Origin of the sequence: Flavobacterium agri (assembly GCF_013401995.1) — a bacterium.
GTDB lineage: Bacteria > Bacteroidota > Bacteroidia > Flavobacteriales > Flavobacteriaceae > Flavobacterium > Flavobacterium agri.
The window spans coordinates 99,533-117,495 of record NZ_JACBJI010000004.1 but is presented as its reverse complement, the minus strand read 5'-3'; the positions used below and the strand labels follow the sequence as shown (position 1 = coordinate 117,495).

Genomic DNA, 17,963 nt, shown 5'->3' with positions numbered 1-17,963 from the left:
ATGTTTACTGGTGTCTTTGGTAGATGGTATCTGTTTGTGAGTGGTTGATACCATTTTGAAGTGTGGATGGAATCTTTTAAAACTCCAAATAATTGCCGTTTGAGATGCTGCTGATGATAGAATCGACGTTTTCCTTGTATGATTTGGAGAACGGCAGCTTGATAGAAGAATTTTTAATGTAGCAAACGGCGTTTCCGGTATGGATCCTGGAAACGTAATCTATATTGACGATGTAACTGTTGTGTATGCGCACGAAAGGCGGCTGCAATACATTTTCGAAATGCTTCAGCGTCTTGAACGCCGTGATCATTTCGCCGTTGTTCAAATGGATGTCGGTAGAATTGTTGTCGGCCTGCAGGTAGCAGATGTCCTTAGCCTCGATGAAACGGTAGTCTCCGTACGACTTTACACAAATGATAAGCGGCTTTTCTTCCTTGACGGCCGGAACCATGACCGGTTGAGGCATTTCCTGGATTGGAAGTACTTCGGGCTCTTCTGTTAATGTGGCAACTTCTTCCTCTGTTGCAACCTCTTCGATTATCGGCAACAAAATCGGCGCTTCCTCTATGGTAGGAATGTGCAGCGGCTTTAGTCGCCCTTTCTCGAAACGCAACAACGTCTTGCGAAGATCGAGCGAACGGAAAGGTGTAATCAAGTAATCGAGCACCTCGTAACGCAAGGCTTCATAAGCCAAATCGCTGTTTTTCGCGGTGACGATGATTTCGGGAACATGGCTCAAATAACGATAAAGCTCGCTGATTAGGTTGAGACCGAGCTTGCTGTCCGCTTTTTCGGGTTGGATTTCGAGGAAGACCACCTGCGGCATTTTGTCGAGGATAAGATCGAGACCGTCTTCGTAATTCTGGGCGCTACCTACAAACGACATCTGCGGGAACACAGACACTACGGCCTTTGTTTCCGCGATTTCGTCGCGATTGTCGCTAAGAATTACGTAAGTGTGCTTCATGGTTTAGGGAACCGGCACGCAGGTTGATAGTTTGGGGACTTATCGAATGCTAAAGTATTGTGAAAAACGAATGGTTTTTTCGCGCGAAGATTTAGACGGAAGCTTTTTTATCAATACTATACCAACGGCAGGATTTTCCGCTGAAATGCATCTAACTGTAATAATTAGATCGTTAATTTTATTATTTTACACTAATTTTATTATTTTTGTGTATTCTTATAAAAATACCCAAACCAAAATGAAATTCATTGATTTTAAAGACTTTAAATCGCAGGAAGAGGTTTCGGAGATCTTCAATAACGAGGAATATTGCGTCGCCCAATTGGAAACTTTGCGTTGGAACGACGATATCGTGAGTCCGTTCGATGAAACCTCTAAAATCTACAAATGCAAACAAGGAAAGTACAGATGCCGCAACACGGGCAAGTATTTCAATGTAAAAACCCATACGATTTTCCATAACACGAAAATCGAGCTCGCCAAATGGTTCCAGGCTATCTGGATCACTACCAACTATCCTAACATCACCGCAATCGACCTTTCCAAAAAGATTGAAGTGACGCCTAAAACGGCTTGGCTCATGCAAAAAAGGATTGCCAAGTACGTGCGTACACAAACATCGGCTCCGGTTACAAAACAACCAGAAACCCCATCACAATTAGCGATAACCGACTGGCTCACCCAATTGAAATAATGCACTCGATATTTACAGGATCAACCGCAAAGAAACTCGTCGGGACGGGCATTGGGCTTCAGCCTTACGTGCTCGATGATTTGTCGTTGGTGCTGACCAAGAAAAGCATCAACCGCTATTTCGGACATACGGGCAAGTCGGATTGGCTCAACGAGTACATGCACGGCTTTACGCGGTTCGGAATCGGGGCGACTGGTTTGCTTGAGCAACTTTCGAACCCTATTTTGTTCCAAGTCGTCAAAAAGGACGGATTTCCGACCATTGAAGAAGCGTATTCGGTCAGAACATTGCTCGATTCGTGCGAATTCATCCTGTTTGCCAAAAAGGAAGGATTTCTTAGCGTCATCGAACTTCGTATCGCCGCGCTGGCCGAAAATATTTTGTCGGCGCACCGAAAAGAACCTTTTGAGCACCAGATTACCGAAATCACGGGATTGAACCATTTAAAATGGAAAGCATCCCAAAGAATCTTTGATGTGTTACAGGAAAAACAAAAAGAGAAAGCCCATGTGTGGATCCGCGGGCTAAACGACAATTTTTGGGATTTTTTGCTGGACCAACTGCAAACCGATTGGAAGGAAATCGCCCAAAATCCGATACCGGCAGCGAATTTCATACACGAATGGGTTTTTGGACGTTTGCCCGAAGATCTCATGGAAGAATTGCGTCAATCTGCTCCCAAACGCACCTACCGCAGCCGTAAGCAACCACAACGTATTGAAAAATCGGGGTTGTCGGCTTATTTGCATGCTTTGATCGGATTGTATGGGGTTTCGGGGCAGAACCTGTCCATCTTGGGCCAACTGCTCGATAAATCGCATCCTTTGAGGCGCAGCGTCGTATTGCCCGACCCAACCGAAAAACCCGAATTGCCGACTTTCGCCAAACAACTCCAGGAAGCGATGTTCGTAAAAAAATAAAGCCTCCAAGTTCGGAGGCTTTTTCTTAATTCATTTTCATCAACCAGTTGCGCATGGAAACTTCGTCGTTGATTAGCGTGCGAAGTTGCGCTATATCGACGCGATCCTGTTTCATCGAATCGCGGTGGCGGATGGTTACGGTATTGTCTTCCAACGTCTGGTGGTCGACGGTGATGCAAAAAGGCGTCCCTAAAGCGTCCTGCCTTCTGTAACGGCGTCCGACGGCATCTTTTTCATCGTACGCCACGTTGAAATCCCATTTGAGGTCGTCTACGATCTTTTGCGCCAAATCGGGCAAACCGTCTTTTTTGACGAGCGGCAGAACCGCGGCTTTCGTAGGCGCCAAAACAGCTGGCAAAGCCAAAACGGTACGCGTAGAGCCGTCTTCTAGCGTTTCTTCTTTCAACGATTTCGAGAAAATGGCCAGGAACATACGATCCAATCCGACCGAAGTCTCGACCACATACGGCACGTAATTTTCGTTGAGTTCCGGATCGAAATATTGCAATTTTCTTCCCGAGTGCTGTTCGTGCGCCTTCAAATCGAAATCGGTGCGCGAATGGATGCCTTCGAGTTCCTTGAACCCGAACGGGAAGTTGAATTCGATATCGGCGGCCGCGTTCGCGTAATGCGCCAGTTTCTCGTGGTCGTGGAAGCGGTAGTTCTCTTTACCGAGACCAAGCGACAAATGCCATTTGAGGCGCGTGTCTTTCCAGTATTCGTAATATTTCATCTCTTCGCCGGGACGCACGAAGAATTGCATTTCCATCTGTTCGAATTCGCGCATGCGGAAGATGAACTGGCGCGCCACGATCTCGTTGCGGAACGCTTTCCCTGTCTGGGCGATCCCGAAAGGCACTTTCATCCTACCCGATTTCTGCACGTTGAGGAAATTCACGAAAATTCCCTGTGCGGTTTCGGGACGCAGGTACAAATCCATCGCGTTTTCGGCAGAAGCACCGAGTTTTGTACCGAACATGAGGTTGAACTGGCGCACTTCGGTCCAGTTTTTCGAACCGGTTTCAGGATCGGCTATGCCAAGCTCCTCTATAAGCGCTTTCACATCCTCTAAATTCCCGCTTTCGAGACCAGAGGCCATGCGACCCAAAATCTCTTTCTGACGCGCTTTATATTCGACGACGCGGGCATTTGTAGCCACGAATTGAGCTTCGTCGAACGCATCGCCGAAACGCTCTTTCGCCTTGTCGATTTCTTTTTGTGCTTTTTGGTTGAGTTTCTCGCAATAATCCTCGATCAAAACGTCGGCGCGGTATCTTTTTTTGGAATCTTTGTTGTCGATGAGCGGATCGTTGAACGCATCGACGTGACCCGACGCTTTCCAGGTAGTCGGATGCATCAAAATCGCCGCATCGAGACCTACGATGTTCTCGTGCATCTGCACCATGGCTTTCCACCAATATTCGCGTATGTTCTTCTTGAGCTCGACGCCGTTCTGGCCGTAGTCGTAAACCGCGCTCAATCCGTCGTATACTTCGCTCGACGGAAAAATAAAACCATACTCTTTGGCGTGGGAAATCACATTTTTGAATAAATCTTCCTGCTTTGACATGATGCTTGTACTTAGTTTTTGAGAATTCAACCGCGAAAGTAAAAATTATTGGCCGAGGCCGAAAATAAAAACGGCTTTACTTCCTCGAATTCGCTAACTTTAAGGCATTAAACGCCATTCCATTATGTTACACGCCTTACTCGACCTGTTCTTTCCGACGGTCTGCGCCGGATGCGACAACCTGTTGCTCACACACGAATCGGTTATCTGCTCGCACTGCCGGCACGAAATCCCGCTGACCAACCATCACTTACAACCGCAAAACGAAGCTTCGGCGAAATTCTTCGGACGGATTCCGATCGAATCGGTCACGGCGTTCGCGTATTTCCACAAAAAGGGCATCGTGCAGGAAATGATCCACAAACTGAAATACAAAGGACAGCAAGACATCGGGACAGCTCTCGGTTATTGGTTCGCCGAGGATTTAAAAGCTACTTCCGCCGCTTTCGCCGATGAAATAATACCTGTGCCGCTGCATCCGAAAAAGATGAAACAGCGCGGCTACAATCAAGTCACGTCGTTTGGGAAAGCGTTGTCTGAGGTTTTGGAAATCCCGTTGGACGAAAACCTGCTCAAACGCAACTTCTACTCGAAAACACAAACGAAAAAGAACCTTTTCGCGAGGTCCGAACTCAGCAAAACGCTTTTCGAAGCTGATTTTAGTGAGCAACATCGAGGCAAACATTTCCTGCTGATCGACGACGTGCTCACGACCGGATCGACGCTCGAAGCCTGCAGCCGCGCATTGCTCAAGATTCCCGAGGTGAAAATCTCGATCGCATGCCTTGCTTTTTCGCATTGAACGCGCATATCGGCTCTCATTCACAATTCGGTCAAAAAACATTTCGCAGCGAAGAATTATAATCGTTATTTTGTGCTTCGTAACTTGATTTTCAGTTGAAGAAAACCGCCACATACCTCGCTTTATTACTCGTTATGGCCTTTGTGGGCTGTGCCAAACGCGGCACGATTACCGGAGGATCGAAAGACACCGTAGCACCCGAGCTGTTGCAGAGCATTCCCGAGAATTTCTCGAAGAACTTCAAAGGCAAGAGTTTCAAGCTGGTTTTCGACGAATATGTGAAGATGAAGGACATCAACAAACAATTGATCGTTTCGCCTCCGCTCAAATACGAACCGACGATCATACCGTCGACCGCGGCCAAGTCGTTCACCATCACGATCAAGGACACGCTGCAACCGAATACGACTTACAGTTTCAACTTTGGCCAAAGTTTGCAGGACAACAACGAAGGCAATCCGTATTCGCAGTTCAGATATGTGTTTTCTACGGGCGATTACATCGATTCGCTCAAGATCGGCGGCAAAATCAAGGACGCTTTCGCAAAAAAGGCCGACAATTTCGTTTCGGTGATGCTGTACGAAGTGGACAGTACGTTCAACGATTCGGTCATTTACAAAAAACCGCCGCGTTACATCACGAACACGCTCGATAGTTTGACGAGCTGGAAGATCGAGAACATCAAAGCCGGAAAGTACTTGCTGATCGCGCTCAAGGACAACAACAATAACAAATACGACCCGAAATCGGACAAGATCGCGTTCCAGAAAGATTTCGTTACCGTTCCTTCCGATACGTTATACGAGTTGGAAATTTTCAAGGAAGCCATACCATTCAAGGCGTTGCGCCCGACGCTCGATGCGGGCCATAAATTTCTCGTCGGTATCGAAGGCGACCCGAAAGACATGAAAGCCGTCGTCAAGAACGGTTCGGAAACGCTTAAAACCGCGATTACCCAAGTGCCCGATAAAGATTCCGTCAACGTTTGGTTTCCGAGAGTCAAGGCCGATTCACTACAACTCAACATCGAAAAAGACAATTTCAAATCGTCGTATTGGGTAAAAATCAAGTCGCAGAAGAAGGACACGCTTAGTTTTTCGCCGAGACAGACGGGAACTTTGCCATTGAGAGGTACTTTCGGATTGGAGACGAGCATTCCGCTGTCTAAAATAGACGCATCCAAAATTTCGGTCACCACAAAGGATTCTACGGTTAAATTCACATCCAAATACGACGAATTCACGCGTTTGCTTGAACTCGATTTCAAGAAGAATCCGCTCGAAAAATATACGATTCAGATACTTCCCGAAGGACTTACCGATTTTTATGAATCGACAAACAAGGATACGCTGACGTACAAGCTTTCCACTAAAAACACTTCCGATTACGGGAATTTGCGCGTCACTTTAGAAAACGCCAAACGCTTTCCGATCATCGTGGAGCTTACCGATACAAAAGGAAAAGTGAAGTATTCCGAGTATACGGGAACGGCAAATGTGGTCGATTTCAACGCAATCGATCCGGCCTCTTATACGTTGCGCATCATTTACGACGACAACAAGAACCGCAAATGGGACGCCGGGAATTACTTGCAAAAGCGACAGGCCGAGGAAGTCATCTATTTCCCCAAAGATATTGAAGTGCGCGCCAATTGGGACGTCGACCAGCCGTTCAGCTTACCTTGATGTTGTCACGGTCGTTGAGGAAAGCCAGTTTCTCGCGCGTTTCGAGCATAGGACGTTTATCGATTCCGATGATAAAAACGCCTTCGTTTTCCCAAGCCGAGAGCAACGTTTCACCCAAATAATCCAAAACTTGCGAATGCCCCGGATATTGGTGTTTGTTCCAATCTTCGCCCACGCGGTTCACACCGACCACATAGCACATGTTTTCGATTGCGCGTGCCTTTAAAAGCGCGTCCCAAGCCGCAATTCTGGGCAACGGCCAGTTGGCGACGTAAATCAACAGGTCGTAATCTTCCACGTTTCTTGAAAAAGCCGGAAACCGCAAATCGTAGCATATCAACGGGCAAATCTTGAAGCCTTTATAGTCGAGCACGAGTTTTTTCCTGCCGCTTGTGTATACTTTATCTTCTCCTGCAAGTGTAAACAGATGTCGTTTGTCGTAGGTTTCGATTTCACCCGTAGGCCTCACGAATAGTAGTCTGTTATAGCATTTTACACCAGATTTTATGACGAGGCTTCCTACGATCGCACTGTTCTTTTCAGAAGCCAGGCGTTTCATCCATTTGACCGATTTGCCATTCATCGTCTCGGCGCACTCGTTTGGCGTCATCGTGAATCCCGTCGAGAACATTTCGGGCAAAACGATGATGTCTACGGGTTCGGCAATCGCGTTGATCTTTTCCTCGAGAAGGTTTCGGTTGGCTTCGCAATCCTGCCATACCAAAGGCGTTTGTACGAGCGCGATGTTGAGTTGGGTTTCCATCAGTTTATGGTGATTTCGTCCGTGAAAATAAACGCATCTCCGCCGAAACCTTGATGCCATTCGGGCAATTTACCGAATTTGTATGCCTTGACTTTTACATACTTTGCGGATGTTTTCGGGAATTCGGCGGTAAAATCGACGACTTTTACTTCGGCATTCTTCGGATCGTAGGTGTTCTCGACGGTCTTGACGAGCCTGAAGTTCGAATTGTCATCGGAAACGTAATACTCGACTTTGGTCGGCATCAAGATCCAAGCGCGCGAATCCTGAAGGAAACGGGCATCGATTTTGGAGATTTCGGTTTTCTTCTTCAAATCGATCACGGCCTCGAAATCTTGGCCTTGATAGCCTTGCCAGTCGCCTTTTCGCCAGTTTTCGGAACCTAGAATGCCGTCTAGCAATCCGTCCGGGCCGCCCGCGTGGTATTGTTTGTTGTAGGTCGAATTGATGGCGACCGCGTAATCGTTTGGTTTTTTGTAGAATGTAGATGAGATCGTGTCACTGGTTTTTCCGTAACCATCTCTCGCATAATATTCGATCGTACTGGTTTCCGAAATCTCAAAAGGGGCTGAAAACATCTGAAATTTTGCATCCTTTCCATCGATTTTGTAGAAATATTCGACAGCCGTGTTCGACGGGGAAAACGAAATATCCATTTTCCCTTGAAAAGATTTGCCATCGGCCTTGATTGCCGGAACCGGAACAATATTTTGGAAAAAGATTTCAGGTGCATTTTCCGGGAGAAGATGCGTTTTGGGAAAATCTGCCACGTCAAATCCGAAAACTTCAATTGCCTTACCATTTTCGATCAAGTGTTGCCCATTTCCAGAATCGACTGTAATTTTTTCGAAATACGGTTTTGAAACGGTCCATTTTGGCAAACCGGGCGTCACGCTGTACAATCCGAGCGAACTCAACACATACCACGCGCTCATCTGCCCGCAGTCTTCATTCCCGATCAATCCATCTGGTGTATTCTTGTAAAAATTGTCGAGGATGAATTTGATTTTTTCCTGTGCCTTTTCGGGCTTTCCGATGTAATTATAAAGATAGACCATGTGATGGCTCGGCTCGTTACCTTGGGCGTATTGCCCGATCAAACCCGTGATGTCAGCCTGTTCGCGACCCGTAGTTGCCGACGGAGCCGAAAACATCTCATCGAGTTTCTGCTCAAAACCATCGTTCCCGCCATACGCTTCGATCATCCCGGGAATATCCTGTGGCACGAAAAACGAATAATGCCACGAGTTGCCTTCGGTAAAATTATTGTTGACTTCGCGTGCATCGAACGGTTTGTCCCAACCCCCGTTTTTCTTAGGTCGCATGTGCTTGGTTTCGGGATCGAATACGTTTTTCCAGCTTTGCGAACGCTTTATGAAATACACGTAATCGTCTTTTTTATCGAGGATTTTAGCCATTTGAGCGATACACCAGTCATCATACGCATATTCGACGGTTTTGGACACGCTTTCGTGCTCGTCGTCCATAGAAATGAAACCGTTCTTTTTGTAGGCCGAAAGCCCTAAATGATCGAGCATGGCGCTGTGTTTGGCCGCTTCGAACGCTTTTTCGTAATCGAACCCTTTGATGCCTTTCGCCATCGCGTCGGCCATTACCGAAACCGAATGGTAACCGATCATGCAATCGGTCTCGTTCGAGGCGAATTCCCAAACCGGCAAACGCCCGCCTTGTTCGTATTGCTTCAAAAACGTATTGATGAAATCGGAAGTGCGTTTCTTTTCTATCAACGTGTACAGCGGATGCGCGCCTCGGAACGTATCCCAAAGCGAGAAAACCGAATAGTAATCGAAGCCTTCGGCCTGATGGATCTCGTCGTCGCGCCCACGGTATTTTCCATCGATGTCCTGAGCGATATTGGGCTGGATCATCGTGTGGTATAATGCGGTGTAGAAAACGGCCAGTTTGTCTTTATTTGTCTCGGAAATCGTGATTTTCGACAATTGCTTGTCCCAAAGTTTTTCGGTCGATTGCTTCACCTTCTTAAAATCCCAGCCGGTGATTTCGGACATGTTCTTTTTCGCACCTTCGAATCCAGTAGGCGAAAGCGCCACCTTGACTTTTATGGTTTCTCCTTTTTTTACATCGGTCGAAAATGCGATCCGCAGCAAACTTCCGGCGATCATCTTATCGGTGGGTTTTGCGGGAGCGAACGCATTGTTGTCGATTTTGGTGATGTTCATCGCATGGTCGAATTCGATTCGCGCCCAAATCTTTTGGTTGGTAGCCCAAGCCGAGCTGTTTCGGTATACTTCGATGGTTTTGGAGTCGATGACTTTTACTTCACCCATCAGAAGTTGGTCTCGATGGTTCAGGTCGAGAACGATGTTGGCCTGCCCCTTTTTGGGAAATTTGTATTCGTGGAAACCGACGCGTGTGGAAGCGGTCAATTGTACGTCAATATTGAATTTGTCGAGCTTGACGGCGTAATATCCGGCCGAAACCTTTTCGTTGGCATGCGAAAATACAGACGAATATTGGTCTTTATCGAGCGATGGTTCGCCCATGGTCGGCATAAGCATGATATCGCCGTAATCGGAAACGCCCGTGCCGCTAAGATGCGTATGCGAAAATCCGTAAATCACCGAATCGGAGTAGTGGTAACCACCGCAACCGTCCCAACTGCCGTCGATTCGGGTATCGGGAGACAATTGCACCATGCCGAAAGGAACGGTCGCTCCAGGAAACGTGTGGCCGTGACCGCCGGTGCCGATTAGAGGATTTACATTTTTTGAAAGTTGTGAAAAGCCGAGAACCGGCAAAAGAAGCAAAAGGAAATACTGTCGCATGGGTTTGTAGTTGTTCCCCAAATATAAGCAAATGGGAGACGTTTGAAAATCGATAAGAGCCATACGTTTTAATCGCTATCCAATAAATTTCTCGATTTACAGTTTAAACCAAAAAGCTCAGTATGAAACACCTACAAAATCTCATCTCTGCAATGGCTCTCGTCGCGAGCGCATTCGTGGCCACCGATTTTGCAACCGCGGCAAAGCCTTTTGCGGTAGTGTCGGTCGACAAGCTCGAGAAATTCGTGTATCGCGGCATTCCGAATCCGATTACGATTCAAGTCCCGAACGCCAAATCGGTAAAGGTTTCGTGCGAAGGGTTGAAAAAGATCGATGAATTCGGGCATTACACGTTCAATCCCGGTGCCGGCACGCAGGCGACCGTAAAGATTGAGGCCATCATGAACAGCGGTTTGAAATACAAGGATTCCGTAATACTTAGAATCGGAAATATCCCGTCGAGACGAAACTGTTTTGCGGGAGTGACTTCATATTACGGCGAAATCCCAAAATTGGGCTATGATACTTTCGACAACGGAAAATTAACCATCGAAAGGGATTACCGATACGAGGAAACATTCAAGATCGACGGTTTTATGCTCAAGGTTCCCGGAATGGCGGCGCTTGAGATGCGCTCGGACAGCCTGTCGCAAGAAGCGATGAAATCGATCCGGAAACTAAAAAGAGGCAATCAGGTCACGATATACGACATCAAGGGCAAATCTTCACTTTCGACGATGATCCTTTGTGACAAAAGCCATCCGATACTACTGGAGATAAAATGATGTCAAAACAAAAACGCACCCAAAAGAGTGCGTTTATAATTGGTGACATTCGTGTCATTAGTGGCTCATCAGCTCAACGAAGCTTTCAAATACTCGCGGTTCATACGTGCGATATTTTCAAGCGAAATGCCTTTCGGACATTCGATTTCGCAAGCTCCGGTATTCGTACAGTTTCCGAATCCCTCTTCGTCCATTTGGCGCACCATGTTCAAGACGCGGTCGTGAGCTTCTACTTTTCCTTGCGGAAGAAGCGCGTATTGCGAAACTTTCGCCCCAACGAACAACATAGCCGAACCGTTTTTACAGCTCGCCACGCAAGCTCCACAACCGATACAGGCTGCCGCTTCGAATGCGCGGTCGGCATCTGCTTTGTTGATTGGCGTCGCATTGGCATCGATCGTGTTTCCTGATGTATTTACCGAAACGAAACCACCGGCTTGCTGGATGCGGTCGAACGAACTTCTGTCTACGACCAAATCCTTGATCACCGGGAACGCTTTAGAACGCCAAGGTTCGATGAAAATCGTTTCTCCGTCCTTGAACGAACGCATGTGCAGCTGACAGGTCGTAATGAAACGATCCGGGCCGTGGGCGCGTCCGTTGATGTAAAGCGAACACATTCCGCAAATTCCTTCGCGGCAGTCGTGGTCGAACGCCACTGGCTCTTTGCGCTCGTTTACAAGCTGTTCGTTCAATTGGTCTAGCATTTCAAGGAAAGAACTGTCTGTCGATACTTTATCGAGCTTGTAGCTTTCCATCTGTCCTTTCGCCTTAGCGTCTTTCTGGCGCCAAACCTTGAGGTTTATATTGATATATTTAGTTGCCATATCGCAGGATTTTATTTGTAGTTACGTGCGGCTATCTTGATGAATTCGTAGTTCAGGTCTTCTTTGTTGAGGATTTCCTTGTTGATGTCCTCTCCGTTGTATTCCCAAGCCCCGACAAATTTGAAGTTCTCATCGTCGCGCAACGTTTCTCCTTCGGCATCTTGGTATTCCTCGCGGAAGTGACCGCCACAAGACTCGTTTCTTTGCAGGGCGTCCATTGCCATCAATTGGCCGAGTTCCATGAAATCGGCAACGCGCAACGCTTTCTCGAGTTCAGGATTCATTTCGTCCGCTTTTCCTGGAACGTACACGTCGCGGTGGAATTCGGCACGCAAAGCGTCTATTTCCTTTACGGCTTCGGCCAAACCTTGGGCATTTCGTCCCATTCCGACCTTATTCCACATGATGTGTCCGAGTTTTTTGTGGAAATGATCTACCGATTTCGTTCCGTTGTTGTTGAGGAATTTGTCGATTTGCGCACGAACGGCTTTTTCGGCTTCGTCGAATTCTGCCGATTGCGTCGAGATTTTTCCCGTACGGATTTCGTTCGCCAAATAATCGGAAACGGTGTAAGGCAATACGAAATAGCCGTCGGCCAGACCTTGCATCAAAGCCGATGCTCCAAGACGGTTCGCTCCGTGATCGGAGAAGTTCGCCTCGCCGGCCACGAAACAGCCCGGAATCGTCGATTGCAGGTTGTAGTCAACCCAAACGCCGCCCATCGTATAGTGAACCGCAGGATAGATTTTCATTGGTGTTTCGTAAGGATTCTCAGCTGTAATCTTTTCGTACATCTGGAAAAGGTTACCATATTTCTCCTCGATCCATTTTTTACCCAATTCAAGAATTTTGGCTTCCGATGGATTGTGGTCGCCCGCAACCAAAGCCGCCTGTTTTCCTTTGCTCGTAATTTCTGACGAGAAATCGAGGTAAACACCTTCGTTCGTATCGTTGGCCTCGATTCCGTAACCGGCATCGCAACGCTCCTTCGCTGCTCTTGACGCCACGTCGCGAGGTACGAGGTTACCGAACGCCGGGTAACGTCTTTCGAGATAGTAATCTCTATCTTCTTCGGCGATTTGTGTCGGTTTCAATTTCCCGGCACGAATCGCTTCGGCATCTTCTTTTTTCTTCGGAACCCAGATTCGGCCTGAGTTGCGCAACGATTCCGACATCAAGGTCAGTTTCGATTGGTTGGTTCCATGAACCGGAATACAGGTCGGGTGGATCTGCACGTAACAAGGGTTTGCGAACAACGCTCCTTTTTTGTGGATTTTCCAACCCGCTGAAACGTTCGATCCCATCGCGTTCGTAGACAAGAAATACACGTTTCCGTAACCGCCTGAGGCGATGATCACGGCGTGTGCCGAATGTCTTTCGATTTCACCTGTGACGAGATTACGGGCGATGATGCCGCGCGCTTTCCCATCGACTTTTACGATGTCGAGCATCTCGTGGCGGTTGAACTGCTGCACGTTTCCTTGTCCGATCTGGCGTGAAAGCGCAGAATACGCACCAAGCAACAATTGCTGTCCGGTTTGACCGGCCGCGTAGAACGTTCTTTGAACCTGGGTTCCACCGAATGAACGGTTGTCGAGCATTCCGCCGTAATCGCGTGCAAACGGAACACCTTGGGCGACGCATTGGTCGATGATGTTTCCTGAAACTTCGGCCAAACGGTGAACGTTCGCCTCACGGGCGCGGTAATCGCCACCTTTGATCGTATCGTAGAACAAACGGTAAATCGAGTCACCATCGTTTTGGTAATTCTTGGCTGCGTTGATACCGCCTTGAGCCGCAATCGAGTGCGCACGACGCGGTGAATCCTGGAAGCAGAACGATTTTACGTTGTAGCCCATTTCACCAAGTGATGCGGCGGCAGAAGCTCCGGCAAGACCTGTTCCTACTACTATCACGTCGATTTTCGGACGGTTGTTCGGGGCAACAAGTTTCAGATGATTTTTGTGGTTGGTCCACTTTTCAGAAATGTGGCCTTCCGGTATTTTAGAATCTAATTTCATAATGCCTATGAATATGGATTGTTAAAGGACGAAATAAATGTAAACGGGAAGTATCGCGAAAAGCACGCTCACCACGATAGAGAATACCAATCCGAATTTATCGATGAACGGACTGTATTTTGGATGGCTCATGCCGATACTTTGGAACGAACTCGCCAATCCGTGGCTCAGGTGGAACGCTAAAACCGCCATAGAAATCACGTAAAGGATCACGTAAAGCAATCCGTATGTCGGCTGTTTGAAGAAATCTACGGTGATTTTGTAAAGGTCTTTGTAAAGTTCGCCTATCTGGATTTTAGCGTTGGTATCGAAAAGCTCGGTTTTGTTGTGGATGTATTTCGGCATGTGCTTTTCACGCGCTTCTACAAGGCTCATCGCTACTTGCTCTACCGGAACGAACTGTCCGTTCACCAATTGATAGAAACTTTGCTTTTGACCCATCGCCTCTATTTCCACCTTGTAAAGCGGCATGTTCTTGTCAAAGTGCATACGGCCCCAAAAACTGGCCATGTGTGTCACGATGAACAAGAGGATAAGGCTTCCCAAAAGCGCCATGTTGCGCGAAGCCCATGTAGTGTTCGCCGACGGACTGTTCTTCACATATCCGACAGGACGCGCCTTGCGGTTTTGCACAGTAAGCCAAAAACCGTCGATGGCATGAAATAAAATTGAAATGTACGTGAGCCAGGAAAGCACTTTTACCGCCGGATTCGTCGTCATGAAATGTGCGTATTGATTGAATCGCAACGCCGCCCCGTACTTTTCGGTACTTAAAAGCTGAAGATTTCCCAACAAGTGCCCAATCAGGAACAGACACAAGAATAAACCTGTCAATGCCATCCAGTACTTTTTCGCCAGAGATGACTTCAGGAATGCAGAATTCGCCATAGAATTGAGTAATTTAATAAAAAATCACACAAAAATACGGCTAAATGGATTATAGCACAATGTTTTTCGGGTTATTTATAATCAATTTTAATTGCCCCGAAAAGTACTGGCGATAAAGGTTTTAAATCGTCAATTTTCTCTTGTGAAAGACGGAATCAGGCCTCGCAATCCCATATCGACTACGTTTTCGCCTATCGAAGGCTCGAATTTGCCGTCAGGTGTGATTTCCTGCCACTCGAAACTTTTGTTTATCGATAGCGAAAGCGTGACCACGACATCTTTTGTTTCGTTGCCCGTAATTTGGAGCTCGTTCGCAAATTTGCCGGTTACGACACATGAACCCGCAGGAATAGGCGAAGTCGAAGCCAGCGGGTTCGGAACCGTAGTCGCTCCGGCAGGCGCCTGTCCTTCGGAACTGTACGGATAATCATCCAAAGCGAAAGCCCAATACCCTTGAAGTCGGTTGGCGTTCACATCGAAGAAATTATTGCCGATGGAATGTGAAGTGATATACGTATTGAATCCGACGAAGCTCGCCAAAGTGCCATTGTAATCGACACCTGCCTGACGGAATTTGATCGAGTAATTCTGGTATGAAAGCGACACGCGTACCCAGTTGTAATTTCCGGAGGCGACCTGGCTCAGTGGGATTTTGAGGAAAGTCTCGCCTTCGGAAACGATTTTCGCTTGACTGAAATCGATTGCATTCGTGCCGCCTTGGGTCGTTTCCGGAGCGTGATACAAAACCGATCCGTCTCCTAATTGGGTGTACATATCGGGAGCGAGTTCGAAATAGTGGGCGGAAATCGTGTGGAAATCGGGCGTCTGGGCCGCATGCCCCGCAGGAATCGCCGCCGGTTGACCCAAATTGTTGAGCCGTTGCTGATTTCCGTCGAAATTGAACTTCACGATAAGCATCGGTTCCTCGCTATTGGTCTCGTCGCTGGAGCAAGAAACGAACAACAGGTTCAACGATAAAAGCAAAAACGCGCACAACAAGTAAACACCGCTTGTCCTCATAGCGATTGGTTTTGGTTTTTCTTATAACGGCGGCTTGTTGCGATTATTGTCGAATTCTGAATTTAGGCGTTGAAAAATTTGGCAGAATCCACACTTTGCGACCTTGTTCGGCGTTAACCGTAAAAATGCGTCCCGGCATTGGATTTTACAAACAATTCACAAACCGGGTCGTACCTTTACCCATTCAAATTTTTCGACATGAAAATAGGAATCGACGCGATCGCTTTTGACGTCGCCAACATCCATCTTCCCATAAAAACACTGGCCGAGGCGCGCCATATCGAACCCGAAAAACTCGAGAAAGGACTTGGCCTGATCAAGATGACTTTGCCCGACGCCCATCAGGATACGGTCGTTTTCGGCGCGAATGCATTGACGCGATTGATCGAATACCACAACATCGATCTGAGCGAAATTTCACGGATTTACGTCGGAACGGAAAGCGGCATCGACAATTCCAAACCCGTCGCATCGTTCATCACGGCTTTGATGGAACAGAAATTCGGTGAGGATTCGCTTCTGTATTGCGATGCGGTCGATTTTACGTTCGCGTGTATCGGCGCGGTAGACGCTTTGCAGAATTGCTTCGATTTCATCCGCCTGAATCCCGAAAAGAAAGCCATCGTAATCGCGTCGGACATCGCCAAATACGATCTCGGATCTACAGGAGAATACACCCAAGGCGCGGGCGCGGTTGCCATGCTGGTTTCGGCGAATCCGAAAATCATCGCGTTCGCCAACGAATGGACCGTGAGCAATAAAGGCGTATTCGACTTTTTCAAACCGTACCGAAAAGTTTCGAAGTTCCTGATTTCGGGCAACGACGACAACAGGCCGTGGTTCGGGAATCTCGAATCGGAAATCGAAATCCACAAAGACCAACCGGTTTTCGACGGCCAATATTCGAACCAATGTTACACCGATCGCACGCGCGAAGCTTATTTCGCATTCAAGAAAGCAACCGGTTTTGAAGGCTCGCTTTACGGATCGTGGTCGAACATCATTATGCATTTGCCATATGCTTTCCAAGGACGGCGCATGCTCACCGAGATTTTTGCTTTGGACGCTTCGGAAAAAACACTTTCGGCAGACGAAAATCCGTCGGAATACCAAACCAAACTCAAGGAATTGGCGAAAACCGATTCCTATCGCGAATTCGTCAAGCAAAAACTGCAACCTGCCGAAACGGCTTCTTCGCTTATCGGAAATTTGTACACGGGTTCGATTTTCATGGGATTGCTGTCGGCTTTGTGCGACGCTTTACACAACAACCGCGATATCTCGGGCACCAAATTCGGATTCCTGGCGTACGGAAGCGGATCGAAATCGAAAGTGTTCGAAGGCGAGATACAACCCGAATGGAAACATGCCATCTCTAAAGCAAAATTGTTCGAAACGCTCGACAATTCTACCGAAATCAACTTCGACACTTACGAGAAACTGCATAAAAAAGAACAGCATTTCAGCGTGAGAAGCCCGAAAAACGAATGGGTTTTAGATCGGATAGAACAGGACAACCCGAATTTGATCGGTGCGCGTTTTTATAAATGGATCGATTGATCGGTGTAACTCCAATCCCGAAAGGCGCACTAATGCGTAAATTTAAGTATGGCATTTTTCGATACTCTTTCAGGTTTTTCACCCGGTGCGAGCCGCGAATTGCAGGATTTCATTGAAAGTCCCGACTCGGGATTTTGGAAAATGCACCTCAAAAAAAACGATTTCCTCGTCGTTGAAGGCGAAGTTTGCCGATATTTTTGCCTGATCGAATCGGGCATATTGCAACATGCGATAAACGTTGAATCTGAAGAAAAAACCACCTATCTCGGACTTGCGAATTCCATCACGTCATCACTTGGAAGTTTTTTATACCGAAAACCGTCGCGCAAAAGCATAAAAGCCTTAACCGATACGAAATTGCTCGTCATAGGTCGCGACCACTTCGGAAAGCTCTTGTCGGAAAATACCGAGTTCTATAAACTTTATTATGAATTGCTCGAACGCCAGCTTTGCCTGATCGACGATTACCGCATCGATTTGCTCACGCTTTCGCCCGAGGAACGTTACGCCAAACTACTCGAGACCGAACCCGAACTGATCAAGGAAGTGCCCTTGCATTATCTCGCTTCTTTTTTGGGGATTTCGACGCGGCATATGAGTCGGATCAGGAAAAGCGTTTTGGGGTGATGGCAAAAACTGTTTTTTCGTTCTAAA

15 protein-coding genes are annotated in these 17,963 nt (G+C 47.4%); 7 read left to right on the top strand and 8 right to left on the bottom strand.

From position 1 onward, the window contains the following. Positions 1-76: 76 nt before the first annotated feature. Positions 77-967: a LytR/AlgR family response regulator transcription factor gene (locus HZF10_RS10600; protein WP_176006183.1), complete on the bottom strand. Its 891-nt coding sequence runs from the start codon at positions 965-967 to the stop codon at positions 77-79. Positions 968-1,205: 238 nt separating this feature from the next. Here HZF10_RS10600 and HZF10_RS10595 point away from each other — a divergent pair, with 238 nt between their 5' ends. Next, positions 1,206-1,661 carry a hypothetical protein gene (locus HZF10_RS10595; RefSeq protein WP_176006182.1) on the top strand — a complete coding sequence of 152 codons (456 nt, stop codon included), beginning with the start codon at positions 1,206-1,208 and terminating at the stop codon, positions 1,659-1,661. After that, positions 1,661-2,581 (top strand): P63C domain-containing protein, encoded by a 921-nt coding sequence (locus HZF10_RS10590; RefSeq protein ID WP_176006181.1) that lies wholly within the window; start codon positions 1,661-1,663, stop codon positions 2,579-2,581. Before HZF10_RS10595 ends, HZF10_RS10590 begins: the two co-directional genes overlap by 1 nt. A 25-nt stretch (positions 2,582-2,606) precedes the next feature. On the opposite strand, the gene HZF10_RS10585 is transcribed toward HZF10_RS10590, so the two are convergent. Continuing rightward, a complete protein-coding gene (locus HZF10_RS10585) occupies positions 2,607-4,151 on the bottom strand; it encodes a glycine--tRNA ligase (protein ID WP_176006180.1) in 1,545 nt (514 codons plus the stop codon). Between the two features lie 124 nt (positions 4,152-4,275). Between HZF10_RS10585 and HZF10_RS10580 the strand changes: the two genes are divergently transcribed. Both HZF10_RS10580 and HZF10_RS10575 read left to right on the top strand, forming a co-directional pair. Then, positions 4,276-4,953, top strand: coding sequence for a ComF family protein (locus HZF10_RS10580; protein WP_176006179.1), 678 nt, complete (start codon positions 4,276-4,278; stop codon positions 4,951-4,953). A 95-nt stretch (positions 4,954-5,048) separates the two neighbouring features. Next, a complete protein-coding gene (locus HZF10_RS10575; protein ID WP_306454594.1) occupies positions 5,049-6,638 on the top strand; it encodes an Ig-like domain-containing domain in 1,590 nt (529 codons plus the stop codon). Here HZF10_RS10575 and HZF10_RS10570 read toward each other — a convergent pair. Both HZF10_RS10570 and HZF10_RS10565 read right to left on the bottom strand, forming a co-directional pair. Then, positions 6,625-7,401 carry an amidohydrolase gene (locus HZF10_RS10570; protein WP_176006178.1) on the bottom strand — a complete coding sequence of 259 codons (777 nt, stop codon included), beginning with the start codon at positions 7,399-7,401 and terminating at the stop codon, positions 6,625-6,627. The genes HZF10_RS10575 and HZF10_RS10570 overlap by 14 nt on opposite strands. After that, positions 7,401-10,208, bottom strand: a complete 2,808-nt coding sequence (locus HZF10_RS10565) for a GH92 family glycosyl hydrolase (protein ID WP_176006177.1) — start codon at positions 10,206-10,208, stop codon at positions 7,401-7,403. The genes HZF10_RS10570 and HZF10_RS10565 overlap by 1 nt, the downstream gene beginning before the upstream one ends. A gap of 122 nt (positions 10,209-10,330) precedes the next feature. On the opposite strand from HZF10_RS10565, the gene HZF10_RS10560 reads away from it, so the two are divergent. Then, positions 10,331-10,993: a GldM family protein gene (locus HZF10_RS10560; RefSeq protein ID WP_176006176.1), complete on the top strand. Its 663-nt coding sequence runs from the start codon at positions 10,331-10,333 to the stop codon at positions 10,991-10,993. A gap of 68 nt (positions 10,994-11,061) precedes the next feature. Here HZF10_RS10560 and HZF10_RS10555 read toward each other — a convergent pair whose 3' ends face one another. The 4 genes from HZF10_RS10555 to HZF10_RS10540 all read right to left on the bottom strand — a co-directional run bounded on the left by HZF10_RS10555 (position 11,062) and on the right by HZF10_RS10540 (position 15,749). Beyond that, positions 11,062-11,820 carry a succinate dehydrogenase/fumarate reductase iron-sulfur subunit gene (locus HZF10_RS10555; RefSeq protein ID WP_176006175.1) on the bottom strand — a complete coding sequence of 253 codons (759 nt, stop codon included), beginning with the start codon at positions 11,818-11,820 and terminating at the stop codon, positions 11,062-11,064. Between the two features lie 11 nt (positions 11,821-11,831). Then, on the bottom strand, positions 11,832-13,841 hold the full coding sequence (locus HZF10_RS10550; protein WP_176006174.1) for a fumarate reductase/succinate dehydrogenase flavoprotein subunit: 2,010 nt from the start codon (positions 13,839-13,841) through the stop codon (positions 11,832-11,834). 21 nt (positions 13,842-13,862) lie between these two features. Continuing rightward, on the bottom strand, positions 13,863-14,729 hold the full coding sequence (locus HZF10_RS10545) for a succinate dehydrogenase cytochrome b subunit (protein WP_176006173.1): 867 nt from the start codon (positions 14,727-14,729) through the stop codon (positions 13,863-13,865). 129 nt (positions 14,730-14,858) lie between these two features. Further along, positions 14,859-15,749, bottom strand: coding sequence for a hypothetical protein (locus HZF10_RS10540; protein ID WP_176006172.1), 891 nt, complete (start codon positions 15,747-15,749; stop codon positions 14,859-14,861). Between the two features lie 198 nt (positions 15,750-15,947). Between HZF10_RS10540 and HZF10_RS10535 the strand changes: the two genes are divergently transcribed. Beyond that, positions 15,948-17,309 (top strand): hydroxymethylglutaryl-CoA synthase family protein, encoded by a 1,362-nt coding sequence (locus HZF10_RS10535; protein WP_176006171.1) that lies wholly within the window; start codon positions 15,948-15,950, stop codon positions 17,307-17,309. A gap of 48 nt (positions 17,310-17,357) precedes the next feature. Then, on the top strand, positions 17,358-17,936 hold the full coding sequence (locus HZF10_RS10530) for a Crp/Fnr family transcriptional regulator (RefSeq protein WP_176006170.1): 579 nt from the start codon (positions 17,358-17,360) through the stop codon (positions 17,934-17,936). Positions 17,937-17,963 lie beyond the last annotated feature (27 nt).